Here is a 15,777-nt window from a genome sequence, read left to right as displayed (position 1 = left end):
TGATGATTGATGGTGCTATGATTCTTGCGCTTTCTATCTTTGTTTTCACGATGGTTTTGGTTATTTGGCAACCGAAAGGATTAGGAATTGGATATAGCGCCTCATTGGGCGCTATTTTCGCATTAGTTACCGGGACAATTGCGCTCTCAGATATTTGGATTGTCTGGGGGATTATTTGGAATGCTGTTTTAACCTTTATTGCGATTGTTATCATTACCATTGTTTTAGATAAAGCTAATTTCTTTCAATGGGCAGCACTCCATATCACTCGTTTTGGTGGTGGCGTTGGCTTAAGACTCTTCTTTTTGATGATGCTTTTAGGCGCCTTGATCTCCGCTTTTTTTGCCAATGATGGTGCCGCGCTGATTTTAACACCGATTGTGATGGCAATTTTAGTGAGGGCAGGGGTCAGTCGTGCTTCAACATTAGCTTTTGTGATGGGGGCAGGATTTATTGCCGATACGGCAAGTCTCCCTTTTACAGTCTCTAACTTAGTAAATATTGTTTCTGCTGATTACTATGCGATCTCATTTGGGCGTTATGCGTCAGTTATGGTGCCGGTCAATATCGTCTCTATTTTGATGACGATGTTAGTGTTGGGGCTCTTCTATCGCAGAGAGATCCGATTTCAATATCAACTTTCAGGTAATGAGCTTCTCCCTAGCAATGTTATTGAAGATAAGCCTCTTTTTTGGGCGGGCTGGATAACGTTGATTCTTTTGCTGATCGGTTTTTTTATCTCTGATCACTATAAGATCCCGCTCAGTGTGATCGCCGGTGCCGGCGCGCTCTTTCTTCTCTATGTTGCCGGGAAACGGGGTGTAGTAGCACCTAAAAAAGTGCTTCTATTGGCGCCTTGGCAGATTGTTCTCTTCTCTTTGGGGATGTATCTGGTGGTCTTCGGTTTAAGAAATGCCGGACTGATGGCATATCTGGTAATGCTTCTTAATCAGTTAGTTGAAGCAGGGATCTGGAGCGCAACGATCGGGACCGGGCTCTTGTCGGCGCTTCTATCATCGGTCATGAATAATCTTCCTACCGTTTTAATTGGCGTTCTCTCAATCGATAGCTCTATTGCGACAGGTGTGACGAAAGAGGCAATGGTTTATGCCAATGTGATTGGTAGTGATTTAGGTCCTAAAATCACCCCTATTGGTAGCTTAGCAACCCTTTTATGGTTACATGTATTGAGCCAGAATAATCTCAAAATTACTTGGGGCTACTACTTTAAAGTGGGAATTGTCTTAACATTACCTGTATTGTTAGTCACTCTTGCCGCTCTGGTTATTCGGTTATCGTAGTTGCCGGGATCTTCTCTTTGATCTCTTCCGGCGTGCCATAGAATATATCATCAATATACCAACGCTTTGAGAGATGCTCTGTTCTAACAAAGAGCTCATCATCGATCTCTTTTCCTAAGCAGGCTTTAGCAATAGGGGAGTTGACGGAGGAGTAATCTTTGTGGTGAGCGATCTCATCTGCACCGACAATGCGAAAAAAGAGGCGATTTTCATCATCATCCACCAAAGTTACCCAAGCACCAAAATAGACTTTTCCTTCCTGCTGTGGTGAGTAGGCGACAGGACGAAGAATTTCAAGACGTTTTCGTAGATGCCGAACACGACGATCGATCTCACGCAGTTTCTGTTTATTAAATTGATAATCAGCATTTTCTGATCGATCCCCTAGGCCGGCAGCCCAAGTCACCTTCTGTGTGATCTCGGGACGTTCAATTCGCCAAAGATAATCGAGCTCTTTTTGCAGAATCTCCATCCCTTCTTGTGTGATTAAATTGATAGCCATTATAAAAAGCCTCTATTTCTTTCTACCACGTGTTCTCGGACGATTATTTCTACCTCGGCGATTATTGGTCGGGGTATTTGAGTTGGGTGTCTGATTAGTATTAGGGCTCAATCCTTGGGTTAAATTTTGGATAAAATTACCATCTGATGATTGACCTAATCCCCCCGGAACGCCGAAAGGATCGCGATTTCTTCTACGATTTTCCCGCGCGATATTTGCTTCAAATGAGCCTGACTCAAAGGGGAGTCGATTCTTATTGACGATCTCATCGTGATTATTGCTGAAGAAATCGCTTTGGCTCTCACCTTTTGGCGCCGATTGTGCGGAAGGCGTTGGTTGATTCTCTCGATCATCCCGGCGGCGACGAGCTGTGCGTGGCTTGACTTCACGTTTGACGCGTTCTTGACGCTTAACACGTCCACGGCGTGGTGTTCGTTCTTCACGTGTACTATTTTGGGCGCTCTGGGTATTCTTTTGAGCATTCTCTTCAATATTATTGGTGGTTTGAGATTGTGACTCTACTCTATTTTCGGCTACTTTTGCCTTGTGCTCTTCAGTGGCTTCAGGAGCAGGATTATTTTTAGAGGTGCGTGCTCGATGATCTCGGCGATTGCGTTGATCTCTACCATCACGATTCTCTCGATGATTGTTATTTCGATTACTCTCTCCACGGCTTTGACGCTTCGGTGGTTTGATATCGACTATTTCGATAGGAAGATGAAGGTCGGGGTACTCTTCAAAGAGTGCATCAACCCACACCTGGTCATTCTCAGAAGCGATCGAGATAAAGTGTTGAGGGTTAAATTTCTGCTGAACAAACTGTAAGCGCTCCTCATATTCAGCATAAACAGTAGGAAAATCGAGAAAGAAGACGGCATCACATTTTGTAATCTTATCCGCAAAATCTTGAACGACACGATGCATTAAAATCAAGGTGTTAAACTGTCCTTCATGATAGCGGTCAAAGAGGCTATTGGCTGTTTCATCATCGATCTTTTCATGCACAATACGGCTACGAATACGCGCACGATAGAGATATTTCTCTAATAGGCGAGCTGATTGTCGATTGTGGGTGATCACTAATACATCTTGAAGATTATGTTCTCGGATATAGTCACGAATATATTGACGCTGTAAATTTCTGGGAACCATTGCAATAAAGGTGGCACCTGTACTCTGTTGCTCTTTTGAAGCGGTCGACTCTGCGTCTTTTTGAGTCTCTTTCTTTGCTTTCTCTTTTATCTCTTCTTTGCTCTCTTCCTTTTTATGGCTATTAAGACTAATTTTCATCCCTTTCTTAGCTGCAGGTTTTGTATTCGATGAAGGTCTAGTCTCTGCTGTTGGTGATGCTATCTCTTCAATATCAACATCAATATCGCTATTAGCTTTAGCTTCAGCTTCAGTTACAACTTCTGCTTGGCTATTAGGAGCATTGATAATATTGATATTAACGGCTTTTTCTATTTTTTCCTTCGGCAGAGAGGCTAAGATCGGCTCGCTAATTTCAGAAAAGCAGGTAGCTAGAAAATAGGAAGGATGATTTTCAAAACTTTCGATGAGATAACTGCGATTTTGTTCTTCGAGGAAGAAGAGATCATCGATAAGTGCAATCGGTACTGCTTGATCGACAATGATACAATCGAAGTTTGCTGGATTGAAGGGTTGTCTGCGCATCGCATCAAGTGAGAAGAGAGTGTAGGGCGCGATAATGAGATCAGAAGCTGAGATATTGATAGGCTTATCCGCATCTTTTGGAAATAGAGTGTTGACGCTCAGTTTAGGATCGAGTGCTTCAAGAAAGAGCTTAAGGAAGATGGTATCACTGATAGAGCGAGTAATAATTAAACCGCTCGTGAGTAACTTCAGAGTGAAGAGTCGAGAGAGTTGAACCAAGATAACCGAAGGTGGAAGAATCTCTTCTACCTCTAAAGGGGCTTTCTGCTCTAATAGGGACTTTCCTCTGACAGAGAAGGTGTTCCAACGTGATAATATCGTCTCTTGTGTCGAATTCATATAATCTTTTTCTAAGTTGTCTTTGTGGTTGTAATTTTAATTGTGATTGTAGTTGTGATTTAGGTCCCTAATAGGACTTAAATATCTATCTTAAGTATCTATTAAGTATCCATTAAGTATCTACCAACTAGGTATTCAATATGTATCAATATAGGAGAGAATCAAACTTCTTCTTTTTCTTTAGATTCTGCAATAAACCATACACTTACTCTCAAGAGCTTGCTTTAACCTTGGTCAACTTTAATCTTGATCAACACCGATGTTGATGCGATTAATTTTGATGAAGAACAAGATATCGACCAATAAGGCACTGCCGCTCCCTACTGTTTAAATTTTTTAAAATTTTTTTAAAATTCTTTAAATTTTACTCAAAACTTTTTTAACAATTCTTTCAAAAATAGATTTCTAAATTGCTTAAAGTTCTGTAATTCTCTTTTTGAGATCGATGCCTACCACTTTAATGGGAAAGCAACGTTATTATTTATACTTAATTTTTATTTAGTTTTTAGTTTGAGCTCTATCGCTTGAGCTATTTAACCTTGAGTTATTGCACATTTTAAGTTTTTTAGCTCTCTTCTCAATACTTATAAACTTGCTTTAATTTTGTAGCATTTAAGGATCGAGACCACTTAACAAATCTTCGCATTGGAGTAGTGGATTTTATAATATGATGATTGAATGAGTATTGTAAATCGATAACGATATAAAATATCATAACGATATAATCTATGCTTTAAGCGTGCGGTTGCTATTTTAAGCCAGTCTCTATTTAAGTGTTATATCTGGTATAGATATTATTCATACTCGATCTGCTTTATAGCGCTCTATTTATCGCTACCTGCAATCGATAGAGTGACGCTCAACTTCAATCTTTGATAACGCTTTATAATTTAGCACGATAAGGGTAGAATGAAAAGCTCGTATTTGAATATATAGTGTCTACAACAGTATCTACAATTCCGGGCTCCGGAACGACTTATGGGAAAGGATTGATAAGAGTATGAAGCGAATCTACTTTTGGTTGAAATTGGCGATTTGGTTACTGATTTTTGCAGTAATGTTTATCATTTTCTATGTGAATCGTCATAGTGATGTCACCTTCAATTATCTGTTAGGTGAAGCAACAATTAATACCTCCCTCTTTATCTGTATTGTCTTTATTGTGGGGGCGATTTTTACGATTGCCGTTCTTGCATTGCTCAATGTCTCTCGACTCTTCCAACATCTCTCCCTGAAAAGCTCTGTGAAGAAGCTTGAAAGAGAGAATGCAGAGTTAAAGCGTAAAACGCATGTACTTTAATCAATAGGGCTTCAACAGAGCATGAGTGAGATGGATCAGTTTTTAGAGGAGAAGAGCGATTTTGATTTCTAGAGTAATCGGTATAAGCGCCACAACTTCTCTACAAAAAAGAGCCTCTTCGATAAGCAGACTCCCCTACCGTGATCGTGATAGGGGAGTCATTGTTGCAATTTAATTATGCTTGAATATATCTGGTTACTTCTACCATTAGGCTTATTGATCGGCTGGCTTGCAGCGAAGCGAGATAACGTCAAAAAGCAGAAGATGCTCCGTTATCTCAATCTCCGCTACTTTATTGAAGAGAGTCAGGAGGTCGATGAATCGTTACTAACGCTCCCTCCAGATTTCGATGCTGATAACTTACGATTTAGCCTGATGTTAGGGGATCTTTTTAGAAAGCGAGGGGAGATCGATAAAGCGATCAATCTTCATGAATACTTGATTAAGGAAGCTCCTACGAAAGCATTAACGGAGAAGGTCTATCTCTCTTTAGCGGAAGATTATCTTGCTGCCGGCATGCTTGATCGTGCCGAGAGTACACTTCGTCAACTTCTTGAGTCGGCAGAGTATCGAGATCTTGCTCTCCTCAAGTTAACAAAGATCTATAAGCAGCAGCGAGAATGGTTGCAGAGTATTGCGATGCTCGAGCAGATGGAGTCGCTCACACCTCTTTTAAAAGCAGAGATGGCACATCTCTATTGTGAATTGGCGGAAGAAGCATTGGCAGAGAAGAGTGCAACAGGGTTAGAACGCGTGATGCTTTGGCTCGATAAAGCTTATAAGGCAGATAAAAACTGTATTAGAGCAACTTTGATTCGAGCTTATGGTCTCTATCAATATGAGCAATATGCCTTAGCATTAGAGACATTATTGGAGATTGAGCGACAAGAGATTAAGCTGATTCCACTTATTGTTCCGATCGTTTATGAACTCTACCACCTACAAAGTCGAGAAGAAGATTTTCTTACTTGGTTAGAAGCGGTGATCGCTAAAAATCACCATATTATGTTAAAGGTTTGGAAGACGCATTACCTTATTTTGCATCAATCATTTGAGGCGGGGATCAATTATTTACAATCATCTCTCAAGCGAGATTGTAATTTATTGGGGCTAACAATTCTCAATCAACTACAAAAATATTGTCAAGAGAGTGAATCTGCGCGATTGATCGATCAAACATTTCAGGAGATGTTAGATCGTTACGCCCAGTTTCAGTGTGATTCTTGTGGCTATACGACAAAGACCTTACAGTGGAGTTGTCCAAGTTGCTTTGAGTGGAATCGCTCTATGCCGGTAGAAGATATCGTCGCGTTAAAAGTTAAACATCACGGTTCCGCTTAAATTTTTGTCTCTCTTTTGCTCAAAGAGCGACTAATTTTAAAACAGCACTTTGAGAGAGGTGATTGTATAGCTTATTCTTTTTCTCCTTATCTTTATGTAAAGATGAATTAAGCACCTGAATTAGGCTCTCTTTTCGAAAAAGAGGTGTATAATGTGCGCGTAATAGATGGGGCTGATATTGAATCTCTAATCTCGATAATCTCTGATCGCGATAATCTCTAACCTTGGATAATATCAACAATGATTAATATCGATATTATTTTGAGGACTATTACTGCTAGGTAACTTTACAGAAGGGTCATTATAGATACGATCTTTCTGCTCTTGTTTCATCGCTATAATAGGGCAGCCTCTCTAGTTGTACCGCTTTTTTATTACTCTTGAGAGACCTCTAATGAAAGAAGATAATCTGTTATACCATCTTGAAGATCGACCTCCCTTTTCAATCTCACTCCTCCTTGCCGCTCAGCACCTACTTGCTGCACTCGGCGGTATTATCGCTGTTCCCTTAGTGATCGGTAGCGCCTTAGGCCTTCCTAGTGCCGAAAAAGTGGCCTTAGTGAATGCCGCGCTCTTAGTTTCTGGTGCAGTTACCTTTGTTCAATCTCGAGGAATTGGTCCTATCGGGCTTAAATTGCCGGCTGTAATGGGAACAAGTTTCACCTTCGTAGCATCAGCTATCGCAATCGGTAATAGCGAATATGGTGTTGCCGGGATTTTAGGATCTTCATTAGTTGCTTCATTAGTGATGATTATTGGCAGCTTCTTTATGCCACAAATTCGTAAACTCTTTCCGCCTGTTGTCACCGGTACAGTGGTTGCAATGATCGGTTTAAGTCTTCTTCCAGTAGGGTTAGATTGGTTTGCCGGCGGGCAGGTGGGCTCTCCACAATATGCTTCAGGCCCTAATCTTTTAGTTGCTTTCTTTGTGCTCTTTGTGGTGATTGCTTTGACGCAGTGGGGAAAGGGTATTTTAGCATCTGCATCAATAGTGATCGGAATGATCGTTGGCTATTTGGCGGTGATTATTTTAGAGAAGGGCTTTGGCTATGAACTAGGTTTAGTCGATTTCTCAGGTGTTGAGTCTGCTAAAGTTTTCGCGCTTCCATCGCTCTTTGAATATGGTTTTGCCTTTCCAATCTCCGGCATTATCGGAATGAGTATCGCCTATCTTGTAACGATTGTTGAATCGAGTGGAAACTTCCTCGCACTCGGTGAAGCAACGCAGACTAAAGTAACCGGTAAACGGATGAAGGCAGGAATCTTATGTGAAGGATTAGGGTCAGCGCTTGCCGCTTTAATGTCCACGACGCCTTTTTCAACCTTTGCACAAAATATTGGCATCATCTCTTTAACGGGCGTTGCAAGTCGTTTTGTGGTTGCAATGGCAGGAATTTTGCTTCTTTTTGCTGGCATCTTCCCCATCTTTGGTGCGCTTGTGGTATCGATCCCCCTTCCTGTTTTAGGTGGAGCAGGCTTGATGATGTTTGCCATGATTATCGCTGCCGGGATTCAAGTATTAGGTCGTGTTGAGATCAATAAACGTAATGGTTTAGTCATCTCTGTCTCATTGGGATTAGGCTTGATGGTAACGATGCGCCCAGAGGTGTTAAATGCACTTCCTGAGTTTGTTCAGGTAATCTTTAAATCAGGTATTACCGTCGGTTCGCTCTCAGCTCTGATCTTAAACCTTATTCTTCCCGGAAGAGAGATTGTAACGGATGATGAGGCAGAAGCTTAATCGATCTCTAGGAGCGACTAATGCCGGCCAAACTTACTCGATTGAGTTTGATCTGAGTTGATTAGGTTTGAGCGAGTTTAATTACTCTTTAAGATTTAATGAGACTTAACAGTAAAGGCGAAAGTATGAGGATTCATGAATCTCACTGGCTTTCGCCTTTTTACAACTGCGTTTTATTAAATTATAAAGATAAACTACTCGACAGTGAGCGATTTAGCGAGATTTCTCGGTTTATCGATATCCTCTCCACGCTGCAGTGCCGCATAATAGGCGATTAATTGGATCGGGATGGTAAAGAGGATTGGGCTTAGAAGATCACTCACTTCAGGTAGATGCATAATATGGGCACCTTTGAGGTCATCTAGTGGCACCTTGCTATCGGTAATAATAAAGAGTTGGCCTTTACGTGCTAAAACCTCATGGAGATTAGCGCGCACTTTCTCAAAGAGAGCATCATCTGGGAGAAGAGCGATAATAGGCATCTGATCATCGACAAGCGCAAGCGGCCCATGCTTCAACTCTCCTGATGGATAAGCTTCTGCATGAATATAGCTGATCTCTTTAAGCTTCAATGCACCTTCAGCTGCAATGGGGTAATGAATCCCGCGACCTAAATAGAGTGCGCTAGTTGCTTCTAAGAAGAGTGTTCCCCATTGACTTGCAAGTTCTTGGCAATTAAAGCTCTGAATGATCATCGCCGGTAATTCTCGCATCATCTGCAGATTATTCTTCGCCTCTTTGGACGAGAGCTTTCCCTGGCTCATGGCAATACTATTGGCCAATATAAAGAGGCTCATGAGCTGTGTTGTAAAGGCTTTTGTAGAAGCAACGCCCACCTCGATTCCTGCTTCGGTATAGAAGTAGCAATCACTCATACGGGGCAGTACGCTCTCTTTGACATTACAGATAGAGAGCGAACTCATTGCGCCGAGCTCTAATGCATGTTTCAGCGCTTCGATTGTATCTAATGTTTCACCAGATTGAGAGATGGTTATCACTAGAGTGTTCTCTTCAACAATCGGTGTGCGATAACGATATTCACTGGAGATCTCTACAAGTGTTGGGATTTTGGCAATCTCCTCAAACCAATATTTTGCGACTAAGCCCGCAAAGTAGGAAGTCCCACACGCAAGAATCTGGATACGTTGGATTTTAGGGAAGAGTTTGACCGCCTTTTCCCCAAAAAGTGTTGGGGAGAAAGGTGAGTGATCTGCATCTGCCATTGTTTTCGCCATTGTATTTTCCAAGACGACTGGCTGTTCGAAGATCTCTTTGAGCATAAAGTGTTGATATGTGCCGATATCGAGCTTCTCTAATGTGAGATCGGAAATTTTAATTTTATCTGTAATCTCCTCAGAAGAGAGTGCTTCTCCTTGGTAATTGAAGAGCGTCGGTTCACCACCGGCACGTAAGATAGCAAGATCTCCCTTCTCTAAATAGAGCAGACGATTTGTCTCTGAGATTATCGCCGCAATGTCGGAGGCGATGTAGTGGCTCTCTTCTCCTAATCCGATGATTAAGGGGCATCCTTGAGCAGTTGCGATCAGTTCATTAGGATTGTTTTGGTCTAAAACTAAAAATGCATAATTACCGCTAATAGTTGCGATAACATGCTTTACTGCTTCTAAGAGCGAATCATGTTTTGTGGAGGATTCATGTAAAAGGTGCGCTAATACTTCCGTATCTGTCTCTGACTCAAAGTGATAACCGATACTTTGAAGGCGTTGTTTATGTTCATCATAACCATCAATAATCCCATTGTGGACAATCATTAAATGACTCGATTGATGAGGATGAGCATTTTCCACGGAGACGCCCCCGTGTGTTGCCCAGCGAGTATGGCCGATGCCGATAGAACTCTCATAAGGAGAGGCTTCTTGGAGCAGATTTTCAACACGACCTACAGCCCTGAGTCGTTTTAAATTATTTTTGTCTAAAAAGGCGATACCGACAGAATCGTAACCTCGGTATTCGAGCTGTTCTAAGCCGTTTAATAGGGTGGGAAGGATATTCTTTTGCTGACTAATGATTCCAAAAATTCCGCACATTGTTCGCCCTTTTATTAAATGTTATTAATGTATTAAATATCTATAAATATCTATTAAAGAGCGTATTTTAGAGGGAAAGCAGGATAATTTCTAATTAAAATTTTTAAAAGTAGCTTCTTTTTTTACCGTTATAAGAGAGTTAGAAAAGAGATAGAAGAGAGTGGAGGGGCCAAATAGAGGCAAAACAGAGGCAAAAATCGTAGAAAGCACGTTAGAAGAGAGCATTTTAGAGTTCTAAGGTCGGTAAATATTTAAGCGATTGCAAAGGTAAAATCATATTCTTCGGGATATCTTTTGCAATAGCGGGGAAAAGTCCCTATTATTGAGATCTATTAGATGTATAGACCTTTTCAAAAGATGAGAAGATATTTAATCTAGATTGAGAGAGCTTAAGAAAATTATGGAACTTATAAAATACAGCACACTTATTGAAGAGCCTTGGAAAAACGGTTTAGGGACAACCCGTCAAATTGTTATTTGGCCATTAAATGCGGACCTTAGTAATTTTGAGTGGCGCGTGAGTGCTGCCGCTATCATCTTCCCAGGTCATTTTTCTCACTATCCAGGCGTCTCTAGAAGCTTAAGCGTTCTCTCAGGAAAGAGTGCCGAGCTCAAATTGGGAGAAACAAAACAGACACTCTCCTATCAAGGACCTATTGTGACCTTTGATGGTGGTGATCATGCGGAAGTGTTAAGTGCCGATGGTCCTGTTTTAGATTATAACGTGATGAGTCGTGATGCCGCGGTAGAGCATGAGCTTTCTTGCGTAACATTAAAGAAGGAAGAGGTCTACAATCGTAAAGGTGACTTCACTTTAGTCACTGTTTTCAAAGGTTGTAATCTTATTTTTGAAGGAGAAGTGGTTTACCTTGCTGAATATGATTCCGTTCTGTTTAAGAAGCATGATGGCGCTGATCTAGTTTTTGAGAGTGCCGATCCAACAACATCGATGTTAATTACTGAAGTTTGGTATAAATAGTGGTGTATTAAGGGATTCATTTTAAGGTTTTTAGCAGCAGTTTTTATGAATGATTTTTTATGAATGGTTTTAATTAAAAAATGTAAGACTGACCGCGTAACTCTTATCAATGAATAAGATTAATCGATAAGATTAATCGATATGAACAAGTTAGAGCTACAAGATCTTTAGATGTTGTAGCTTTTTTTCTAGCTGAATTTTACCTTTATGGTTGTAGATAGCGAATCATCTCACCTAGTCGTTTTCGATCGATTAAGATCACATCAAGCTTAATCGCTGCCTCAATAGCCGCTTTAGTAAAACCACTATTGGTAATGACAATAATACGATCAAGCTCATAGAGATCTTTCGCTGTATAGACCTCTTGAATAGCAGAGAGAGGAACGTTTCGGCTCCATCTTTTACATTGAAAACCATATTTGAGCTTCTCATGTTCAGCATAGACATCGAGCCCCTTATCATTACTATAAGGGGAGACGCGAATCTTTTTAAATTGATAGAGATGAAGAAGGTTAGCAACATAATGTTCAAATTTCTCCCCATCCATCTGATCGATCTCCTCTAAGGTATAACTCGCTGTACGCCGATCTTTCTCATATTCTCGACGGAAGATATTGAGTGAGATAATTTTTCTACCCATTCGTAAAACAAGATCGCCGATTGCTTTAAATGTAGGGATGATAGGGATAAGCGCCATAATACTTGGATAGAGCGGATTAACATGGCGAAAGAGCGCAATATAGAGCAGAAATCCGGCCCAAGCGGTCGTAATCATAAAAGCTTCTGATGCGGAGAGGTAGAGCCAGCGACCGATACTGACAATAGGAATTAGCAGAAGAAGCGTAAAGTAGAGAACGCCAAGATAAGCAACCCAATGATTTTCAGAGTGAATAAGGGAGAGCCCCATTAGGGTTAAAACCGAAAGGGTAATCAATGGCATTGTGATATAGCCAAAAAAATATTTTGATATTGTAAATGCGCACTTCATCGTTATTAATTTTCTACTTTTCTGCGCAAACCTTGATTTAAACTAGCTTAAGAGAGATTATTCTACCATAAGGTTATCTGATTAATCTCAAAAAAGATAAAAATGGACTTGAAAAAGTGGTTTTTAAGAGATTTAAAGAGAAATTTTAATTAAAATTGAAAGAAGAAAAGGGAAGAAGCCTTAATACGGAGATTGTTTTCAATCACTACTATCTAATAGATGCCTAGATTGTAGGGGATGTAAAATTACAACTTCTTCAATATCTCGTTTAATTAGTGCGCAATTATAAAGATAGTGTTGACAGATATCGTGATACTATATAGAATTCCTTTCTAGTTCAGGACATATAGCTCAGTTGGTTAGAGCACAGCACTCATAATGCTGGGGTCGGTAGTTCGAATCTACCTATGTCCACCAAATCAGTGGTTTTAGAGTGCAATTTTAAGACCACAAAAAATTAGGACATATAGCTCAGTTGGTTAGAGCACAGCACTCATAATGCTGGGGTCGCTAGTTCGAATCTAGCTATGTCCACCAACACAAAAGCCCACTTTTTAGTGGGCTTTCTTATTGCTTCAAAAAAAGTTTATACCTTTTTTTATACCATTTTATGTACCATTAATATTTGATTTTTGAATCTACCCTTTTGGGGACATAAGTTAAGCCTTGTATGCGGGGCTTTTTTATTGTCTAAAATTGTGTTTGACGGGATTTTTGACGGGAATGCGGTTAAGTTAGACATAAAATTAATAAGGATTCTGTTCTAAATTGATTGGGAAGGATATTACCCAATAATTCGTGGGTTCTTTCTTCGTTATAACTTAAGATTTAAATCATTGATAAGGGTTATATGTGACGGGTAGGTGGTAGAATTAAGGTGATTAGTAGTAACGTTATTATGTTTGGATGGGTAACAAACCATGTAAACCTGGTCAGTAATCCTAAAAGGGATATTTTCTAAATTTGATTATTTGAAGGTTTTCGCTATTTTCATAGAGCTATACTACAATAGATTAAATAATCAAATTTCTTCATTGATTGGAGAATATTATTAATATTTGCCGGAGGACATAAGTATGCTATATGAAAAAAAAGGATTTTTGCGATCTGTAGCAAGTATATTTATACAAGGCTCTAGCTATTATGACTATAAAAAAATTACTCAAAAATCCTTTAAAGAGGCTTCTGCTGAGGATATTTTAGAAATATCTAAAGATTTTGAAAGAGTCACAAAAAAATATATATCTGATAAAAATATAGAGTGATACATTTTTTGATAAATAAACTGTAGTATTACCATAGATTTAGCATGAGAAAAGAAAATCATCAGGAAGCTGAAAATAATAAGAACTCTCAGACGAATGATTTAATACAAGAGCTTCAAAAGCAAGGTATTTTAGATGATGATGCGCTGAAAGTTATATATGAAAATCCTGAAGCTGCAAAGGTTATTACTCAGATAGCTGTTCAACATAAACAGGAAAGTTACGATAGTCCATTTCCTCATCCTGATCATCTAGAAAGATTTAACGAACTCTATCCTGATGCTGCTGAAACCGTTTTTAAGGAATTTGAGCGGCAGGGAAAACATCGTAGAGATATGGAGTCTATTATTGTAGAGAGAGGAACGAAGTTTGATCTTAATGCTCAAAAATATGGATTTTTTACATCTATAATTTTAGTGATAGCAGCTTTGTTTGGAATGTATATGGGATGGGATGTTTTATCTTATGGAATTCTCGGCTTTGGTGTAGCTCCTATCGTATCTAGTTACTTTGGTAAATTTTCTAAAAAAGAAAAATAAAATTTAAACTTTGTTCTTAAAATCGTTCTCAAGACATTGTTATGCGGATAAACAGCTACTGTTCTGATTTATAAATTTGTCAACGTTATTTAGGACGGGTCACCACCAACACAAAGCCTACTTTTTAGTGGGCTTTTCTTATTGCCTAAATGCCTAAATGTCTAAATCTAAGCCCTTTATTAGATCGCCAATAGCTTGGAATTGTAAGCTATATACAGCATTCTCTGCTCCCTATTTATCTCTCCAACTTTCATTGTTTATACCATTAGTTATTTTTGTCATTATTTCTGGCAACAAGGTAAGATACTTTAATTTAGCCATATAGAAGGCGTGATCTAATTAAAGAGAGAAGAGAGCTAACATGAGAAAATTATTATTGAGTCTTGTATTGGGTGGCTTTGTCACTTTGGGGCAGATGGTATCTGCAAGTGATGTGAAAGCAGTCACTGATTTTGATAGTCAACGATATCTTGGGCAGTGGTATGAGATTGCGCGTTTGCCTAACTTTTTTCAAGAGAAGTGTGTGGGTGATATTGCGGCTCAATATCATCGTGAAGGGGAGGGGATTGCTGTTGTGAATCGTTGCCGGGTGGCTGATGGTAAGATGGATGTTGCAACGGGTTTTGCGACCTTAGAAAATAGCAGTGGCAGCGAATTGAAAGTCTCATTTCTTCCCCGTTATCTTCGTTGGATTCCTTTTACAAAAGGAGATTATTGGGTTTTAAGAATCGACCCTGATTATCAGATCTCTTTAGTGGGAGATCCTGATCGAAAATATCTCTGGCTCCTCTCTCGGACACCTACTTTGCCGGCAGAGGTTATTAAGGATTATCTCAATAGTGCAAAAGCGATGGGATATCAGCTCGATAATATTATCTATACCCAAAATAGTGTGGGCGACCAGCAATAGATAATAGATGATAGATGGAAAATAATGCATGGGAAAAAAGTTAGAGATATTACATGTGACTGATCTGCACTATCAGAAGAAGCTCTATCGCTGGATTGCTAAAGTGGAGGATCAATTTGATCTAATCTGCTTAACGGGAGATCTTCTCGATGAGCGTGCTAATGATTCTGGTAAGAAACAGATTCGATATCTTAAACGATGGCTGGCAGAGCGAGAAACGCCGGTAATTATCTGTAGTGGTAATCATGATTATGTCAAAGGATCGATTGATTGGATGAGAGATCTACCTTATGGAGATGGTGATATTCACGCTATTTTAGGGTTGAAAATAGCCTCAATCCCTGAAGATTGCCGTGATTTTAGCCCATATTATGATTGCGATATCGTTTTGCATCACTATCCGCCTAAAGGAACGCTGACAGCGTTTCATCGAAAGAAAGGAAAAGATGTTGGTAGTAAACGATTAGCGCGAGAGCTCCCTCAATTTAGAGGGCAATTACTATTGTGTGGGCATGCACATCGTCCACTTCTACCGATTTTTGTCCGTTATGGCATTAAGATCTATAACTCCGGTGGTGATCATGCGCCTAAACGTCCTCAATATAGTCGTATTACCTACTATCGCTCTAAGAAGAGCCTCGATGTTATGTAGATCCCAAAATCAATTATTAAGCAATTGTTAAGCAATTGACAAGTGATTGATAAGTAATTCATAAGTAAATAGAACAAGAAGGTCAAAAGGCAAGAAAGCAATAGGATAAGAAGGCAATAGATTGCTTTTTCTTTATCCGCTTCTCTTTTGGTAAAAAGCATGATACCTTTATTTTGTTTACAAATCTTATATGTTTAG

Annotated in this window: 13 protein-coding genes and 2 tRNA genes; 11 read left to right on the top strand and 4 right to left on the bottom strand. The window is 39.6% G+C overall.

The genetic code is table 11. The features are described from left to right. Positions 1 to 17 precede the first annotated feature (17 nt). A complete protein-coding gene (locus tag AC0SAP_RS02230; protein ID WP_473382990.1) occupies positions 18 to 1,301 on the top strand; it encodes an arsenic transporter in 1,284 nt (427 codons plus the stop codon). On the opposite strand, the gene greB is transcribed toward AC0SAP_RS02230, so the two are convergent. Both greB and AC0SAP_RS02220 read right to left on the bottom strand, forming a co-directional pair. After that, positions 1,285 to 1,803, bottom strand: coding sequence for a transcription elongation factor GreB (gene greB / locus AC0SAP_RS02225; protein ID WP_473382698.1), 519 nt, complete (start codon positions 1,801 to 1,803; stop codon positions 1,285 to 1,287). The two genes, AC0SAP_RS02230 and greB, sit on opposite strands and share 17 nt — an antisense overlap. 12 nt (positions 1,804 to 1,815) lie before the next feature. Next, entirely contained in the window at positions 1,816 to 3,816 is a 2,001-nt protein-coding gene (locus AC0SAP_RS02220) for a hypothetical protein (protein WP_473382697.1), read from the bottom strand. Positions 3,817 to 4,816: 1,000 nt separating this feature from the next. Between AC0SAP_RS02220 and AC0SAP_RS02215 the strand changes: the two genes are divergently transcribed. The 3 genes from AC0SAP_RS02215 to AC0SAP_RS02205 all read left to right on the top strand — a co-directional run bounded on the left by AC0SAP_RS02215 (position 4,817) and on the right by AC0SAP_RS02205 (position 8,198). Then, positions 4,817 to 5,116, top strand: coding sequence for a lipopolysaccharide assembly protein LapA domain-containing protein (locus tag AC0SAP_RS02215; RefSeq protein ID WP_094567172.1), 300 nt, complete (start codon positions 4,817 to 4,819; stop codon positions 5,114 to 5,116). Positions 5,117 to 5,293: 177 nt separating this feature from the next. Then, complete coding sequence (locus tag AC0SAP_RS02210) at positions 5,294 to 6,457, top strand: hypothetical protein (protein ID WP_473382695.1); 1,164 nt, start codon at positions 5,294 to 5,296, stop codon at positions 6,455 to 6,457. Between the two features lie 394 nt (positions 6,458 to 6,851). Further along, the gene (locus AC0SAP_RS02205; protein WP_473382693.1) at positions 6,852 to 8,198 is read left to right on the top strand and encodes a nucleobase:cation symporter-2 family protein; all 1,347 of its coding nucleotides are present in this window, start codon (positions 6,852 to 6,854) and stop codon (positions 8,196 to 8,198) included. Between the two features lie 194 nt (positions 8,199 to 8,392). On the opposite strand, the gene glmS is transcribed toward AC0SAP_RS02205, so the two are convergent. Further along, positions 8,393 to 10,246: a glutamine--fructose-6-phosphate transaminase (isomerizing) gene (gene glmS / locus AC0SAP_RS02200; RefSeq protein WP_473382691.1), complete on the bottom strand. Its 1,854-nt coding sequence runs from the start codon at positions 10,244 to 10,246 to the stop codon at positions 8,393 to 8,395. A gap of 400 nt (positions 10,247 to 10,646) precedes the next feature. On the opposite strand from glmS, the gene AC0SAP_RS02195 reads away from it, so the two are divergent. Next, positions 10,647 to 11,225, top strand: a complete 579-nt coding sequence (locus AC0SAP_RS02195) for a HutD/Ves family protein (protein WP_473382689.1) — start codon at positions 10,647 to 10,649, stop codon at positions 11,223 to 11,225. Positions 11,226 to 11,430: 205 nt separating this feature from the next. On the opposite strand, the gene AC0SAP_RS02190 is transcribed toward AC0SAP_RS02195, so the two are convergent. After that, entirely contained in the window at positions 11,431 to 12,213 is a 783-nt protein-coding gene (locus AC0SAP_RS02190; protein WP_473382688.1) for a restriction endonuclease, read from the bottom strand. Positions 12,214 to 12,553: 340 nt separating this feature from the next. Here AC0SAP_RS02190 and AC0SAP_RS02185 point away from each other — a divergent pair. The 6 genes from AC0SAP_RS02185 to AC0SAP_RS02160 all read left to right on the top strand — a co-directional run bounded on the left by AC0SAP_RS02185 (position 12,554) and on the right by AC0SAP_RS02160 (position 15,579). Next, positions 12,554 to 12,630, top strand: a tRNA-Met gene (locus AC0SAP_RS02185). 43 nt (positions 12,631 to 12,673) lie between these two features. Further along, positions 12,674 to 12,750 (top strand) — tRNA-Ile (locus AC0SAP_RS02180). 539 nt (positions 12,751 to 13,289) lie between these two features. Beyond that, a complete protein-coding gene (locus AC0SAP_RS02175; RefSeq protein WP_109201448.1) occupies positions 13,290 to 13,478 on the top strand; it encodes a hypothetical protein in 189 nt (62 codons plus the stop codon). A 44-nt stretch (positions 13,479 to 13,522) separates the two neighbouring features. Beyond that, positions 13,523 to 14,017, top strand: coding sequence for a DUF2335 domain-containing protein (locus AC0SAP_RS02170; protein WP_286479685.1), 495 nt, complete (start codon positions 13,523 to 13,525; stop codon positions 14,015 to 14,017). A 361-nt stretch (positions 14,018 to 14,378) separates the two neighbouring features. After that, a complete protein-coding gene (locus AC0SAP_RS02165) occupies positions 14,379 to 14,927 on the top strand; it encodes a lipocalin family protein (protein ID WP_473382686.1) in 549 nt (182 codons plus the stop codon). A gap of 28 nt (positions 14,928 to 14,955) precedes the next feature. Continuing rightward, positions 14,956 to 15,579: a metallophosphoesterase family protein gene (locus tag AC0SAP_RS02160; protein ID WP_473382684.1), complete on the top strand. Its 624-nt coding sequence runs from the start codon at positions 14,956 to 14,958 to the stop codon at positions 15,577 to 15,579. The last annotated feature ends 198 nt before the right edge of the window (positions 15,580 to 15,777 follow it).

This window comes from Ignatzschineria sp. PL_is040 (assembly GCF_055813795.1).
The sequence above is the reverse complement of the archived record's forward strand: the minus strand, read 5'-3'. Positions and strand labels throughout refer to the sequence as shown.

What these genes read in the sequence shown, in the direction of transcription:
- AC0SAP_RS02165 (WP_473382686.1), top strand. Translation starts at nt 14,379, where the DNA reads ATGAGAAAATTATTATTGAGTCTTGTATTGGGTGGCTTTGTCACTTTG.
- AC0SAP_RS02230 (WP_473382990.1), top strand. Translation starts at nt 18, where the DNA reads ATGATTCTTGCGCTTTCTATCTTTGTTTTCACGATGGTTTTGGTTATT.
- AC0SAP_RS02170 (WP_286479685.1), top strand. Translation starts at nt 13,523, where the DNA reads ATGAGAAAAGAAAATCATCAGGAAGCTGAAAATAATAAGAACTCTCAG.
- AC0SAP_RS02175 (WP_109201448.1), top strand. Translation starts at nt 13,290, where the DNA reads ATGCTATATGAAAAAAAAGGATTTTTGCGATCTGTAGCAAGTATATTT.
- AC0SAP_RS02220 (WP_473382697.1), bottom strand. Translation starts at nt 3,816, where the DNA reads ATGAATTCGACACAAGAGACGATATTATCACGTTGGAACACCTTCTCT.
- AC0SAP_RS02160 (WP_473382684.1), top strand. Translation starts at nt 14,956, where the DNA reads ATGGGAAAAAAGTTAGAGATATTACATGTGACTGATCTGCACTATCAG.
- greB (WP_473382698.1), bottom strand. Translation starts at nt 1,803, where the DNA reads ATGGCTATCAATTTAATCACACAAGAAGGGATGGAGATTCTGCAAAAA.
- glmS (WP_473382691.1), bottom strand. Translation starts at nt 10,246, where the DNA reads ATGTGCGGAATTTTTGGAATCATTAGTCAGCAAAAGAATATCCTTCCC.
- AC0SAP_RS02195 (WP_473382689.1), top strand. Translation starts at nt 10,647, where the DNA reads ATGGAACTTATAAAATACAGCACACTTATTGAAGAGCCTTGGAAAAAC.
- AC0SAP_RS02205 (WP_473382693.1), top strand. Translation starts at nt 6,852, where the DNA reads ATGAAAGAAGATAATCTGTTATACCATCTTGAAGATCGACCTCCCTTT.
- AC0SAP_RS02210 (WP_473382695.1), top strand. Translation starts at nt 5,294, where the DNA reads ATGCTTGAATATATCTGGTTACTTCTACCATTAGGCTTATTGATCGGC.
- AC0SAP_RS02215 (WP_094567172.1), top strand. Translation starts at nt 4,817, where the DNA reads ATGAAGCGAATCTACTTTTGGTTGAAATTGGCGATTTGGTTACTGATT.
- AC0SAP_RS02190 (WP_473382688.1), bottom strand. Translation starts at nt 12,213, where the DNA reads ATGAAGTGCGCATTTACAATATCAAAATATTTTTTTGGCTATATCACA.